We start from the raw sequence: 3,217 nt of genomic DNA on the forward strand, positions 1-3,217 counted from the left end.
AGGTACTTTCATTATCACCTGCTGCCCCTTGGTGTGCCTGAACTGGCCGGTCATATGCCACCGCAAGACGCCCTTGAAGTACTTAATGAGCTGGGGGGCTTTCCTGAACCCTGTCTGTCCGGCTCAGCTGATTATGCCGCCAGGTGGCGCAAGCAGTATTACACTGACCTTGTCAGGGAAGATATTCTGGAATTCGGCAGGATCAGCGAACTAAAAACCATGAAGTTTCTCCTGGAAATGCTTCGATCCAGGGCAGGTTCACCCCTTTCTTTCAGCTCCATTGCCCGGGATCTGCAGGTTGCGCCGCAGACCGTGCAGAACTACATATCCATTCTGGAAAGTCTGTATATTGTCTTCCTGGTACGCCCCTATCATAAGAATGTCGCCCGTTCTATTTTAAAGGAACCCAAACTTTATTTTTATGATACTGGTCTGGTGCTCGGGGATCAGGGAGTAAAGCTGGAAAATACTATTGCCGTATCTCTGCTCAAGCATGTGAATTTTATCAACGACACCACTGCCAAAGGCGTACACCTGCATTATCTGCGGACCAAAGACGGTAAAGAAATCGACTTTGCCCTGCTGGATGATTCCGGGGATATGCATATGATTGAAGTGAAACTTTCTGATGAATCTCCTTCCAGGTCCTTTAATTTCTTCAGAGAAAAATTCTTTCAAAACGCACAGTGCACTCAGGCAATAATGAATTTAAGGCGCGAACAGTATGTAGATGGGATCCAGATCAGAAACGCGGCCGCATTTCTGGCGGAGTTAAGCTCCTGACTTTGCTGCCATTCAAAAGTTATGCACCAGGGTCCGTTGACGTGACTGCTGTCAGGATAGGCAAGGACAAGAGGCTGACCGGGGCAGGCAAAAAATCCCCGGGGGATACTGGTCAGCCGCCGACAATCTCATTCAACCCGTCAATGATGCTTACAAGTTCCTCCGAAGATGCGCTGGCAATCTTTTTCCCAATCCGCTTTGTTGAGAGCGTACGTACCTGGCTGATTTTGGCCCAGGATCTTTTGGGAAGTTCTGTATCTGACAGTTCAAGGGTCAAAGGAAAACCCGCCCGTTGAGGCTGACTGGTAATGGCTACGGCAATGACCGTGCCGGATCTCTCATTAAAGACGTTGTGGCTTAAAACAAGAACAGGGCGTAAGCCGCCCTGTTCCTGGCCAGTTACCGGGTTTAAATCTGCCCAGTAGATTTCCCCCCTTAATATTCCGGCCATTCTTCCAACTCCCATGCGAAGCCTTCTTCAGCTGACGATTGTTCAACTCCCGGATCAAGCTTGGCGCATTCCCGGGCCAGACGGCTTTTGTCAATGCGTTGCAGCTTTTCAGCAACAGCCTGCTGAATGGCGTTGCTGCGATTGGGATACACTTTGGATTTAACGAGAAGATCAAGCCGCTTAAGTGTCTTGTCGTCAATTGTGATTGCAATTTTTGAAGCAGCCATATTTATCACCTCCGAGTATGACAATAAATCATACCTCGATCGCTTGCAAATGTTTTTTGCAGGCCGGAGACATTAATTATAGCCGGCTTGAGGCAATGAGTACTTATGCAATTCAATGCAGCCTGAATACAGAAGCTCTTTTTACCCATTTTGCGTCAAACTCATTCTGGGTAAAAAACGGACCTTTTCAGGATATGCCTATGTCCTGGGTGAGTTCCATGCGCATTTTGCCCTGAGCGGTTTTGATTCTTTTGAAGGCCTCCTTCAGGGACTGCCGGTCGATATAGGTGAGCATCTTCGGCTGTATCAGGTTGTCCGCGGGTTTACCATCGTCCACTATCATCCGGGCCTGGTGCGACAGGCGCAGAAGCATCATGAAGCCGTAGGCATGGGATAGCTCATCAAAGTCCTGTCCAGAGAGTACGCCCTGTTGACGCAGTTTTTCCAGCCTGTCCAGGGTGTTGGTTTCAGCAATAAAATACTTCAGGGCATAAAGTCGGGCGAAATCCACCAGAAGCTGCATGGGCTGCTTTATATCCAGGCAGTTTTTCTTTTCTTTGGTGTTTTTTATAACCAGGTTGCCGAAAAAGTCCAGCGGCGGCTTGAAATGCAGAGCATTTTCGGCAAAGTGCCTGAAAAAACCCTTCCATTTTCCCAGGGATTCAAAAAGGTACTGCCTGAGCTCATTCACCATGCCTTTATCCCCGTAGCCCAGCCTGAAGTCAAAAAATATACTGGAATGCAGAAGATCCTCCGGCTCCACCTGGTGAATCCAGTCCCAGAAGTATGTTTTCCACTGGCCCAGTGACTGGCACCACTTGGGATTCCGGGCCATTATGCCGAAATTACAGAAAGAAAAACCCACCTCATCCAGCCGGGTGCATATCCTGTCGCCAAGTTCCAGAAAATATTTTCTTACCTCCTCTTCTCGCTCCGGCTCTACGTCTTCGTACACTATGGCATTGTCCTGGTCCGTCTTGAGGGTCTGCTCCTTACGCCCTTCGCTGCCCAGGATCATGAATGCAAACCGCGCCGGAGGATGCCCCATTTCGTCTATTGTCCAGGCTGCGATTTTTTTAAGTATGGCATCGGAAATCTCGGTGATGATCCGGTTCAGATGACCCGCCCTGGCCCCGCTGTCCATGAGGGACTTGATCATGCCCGGCACCTGGAGCTGCCTGTGTTTGAGCTCTTCAAGGGTCTGAGCCAGTTGAATCTCCCTCATAAGATAAACCGGGGACCTGCCCTGAGCCAGCAGAAGGTCCTGTTCCGTGGCTATGCCCAGTACATTGTCCCGGTCGTCGGTGATTACCAGATGTTTAACACTGTGTTTCATCATCATGATAATGGCTTCAAACACCTGGGAATCTTCAGACAGAGTAATCAGGGGCCTGGATGCAATCTCCTTCACCGGGTTGTGTACCGGGTAATTTTGGCTGACCACCTTGCTGCGCAGGTCATTGTCTGTAAGCAGTCCTATGCTTTGATCCAGGGCATTCATGGTTACCACGGCGCTTTTTTTATGGTCCCGCATGATGGCGGCCGCCTCCTTGATGCTGGCGTACTCGCTGCATGAGGCGAATTCTCTTGAAAAAATATCCTTTAGCTTAAGGTTTAGAAAGGCAGAGGGTGATACCTGTTTTTCATCGTCCATGCTGCCGGTAATCAGGGCCTGGTATGGTGCCTGAAGCATATGACTGCAGAAATTCCGGGCGAAGTGCTGAATGAATTCAGGATAGCGGGAACAAATATCCAG

At 49.5% G+C, this 3,217-nt stretch carries 4 protein-coding genes; 1 reads left to right on the forward strand and 3 read right to left on the reverse strand.

The genetic code is table 11. The features are described 5' to 3' along the window. Positions 1-783, forward strand: a 783-nt coding sequence (locus tag D5S03_RS01070) for an ATP-binding protein (RefSeq protein WP_287042420.1), incomplete at its 5' end; no start/stop codon positions are given. Positions 784-895: 112 nt separating this feature from the next. Here the strand turns inward: D5S03_RS01070 and D5S03_RS01075 are convergent. The 3 genes from D5S03_RS01075 to D5S03_RS01085 form a co-directional block, all read right to left on the reverse strand. Next, on the reverse strand, positions 896-1,234 hold the full coding sequence (locus D5S03_RS01075) for a type II toxin-antitoxin system PemK/MazF family toxin (RefSeq protein WP_008868903.1): 339 nt from the start codon (positions 1,232-1,234) through the stop codon (positions 896-898). Then, positions 1,219-1,461, reverse strand: a complete 243-nt coding sequence (locus D5S03_RS01080; protein ID WP_008868904.1) for a ribbon-helix-helix domain-containing protein — start codon at positions 1,459-1,461, stop codon at positions 1,219-1,221. Before D5S03_RS01080 ends, D5S03_RS01075 begins: the two co-directional genes overlap by 16 nt. Positions 1,462-1,648: 187 nt before the next feature. Next, a partial coding sequence (locus D5S03_RS01085) for a DUF294 nucleotidyltransferase-like domain-containing protein (protein ID WP_287042421.1) occupies positions 1,649-3,217 on the reverse strand: 1,569 nt, incomplete at its 5' end.

Source organism: Desulfonatronospira sp. MSAO_Bac3 (assembly GCF_003838035.1).
In the GTDB taxonomy this organism is placed as follows: domain Bacteria; phylum Desulfobacterota; class Desulfovibrionia; order Desulfovibrionales; family Desulfonatronovibrionaceae; genus Desulfonatronospira; species Desulfonatronospira thiodismutans.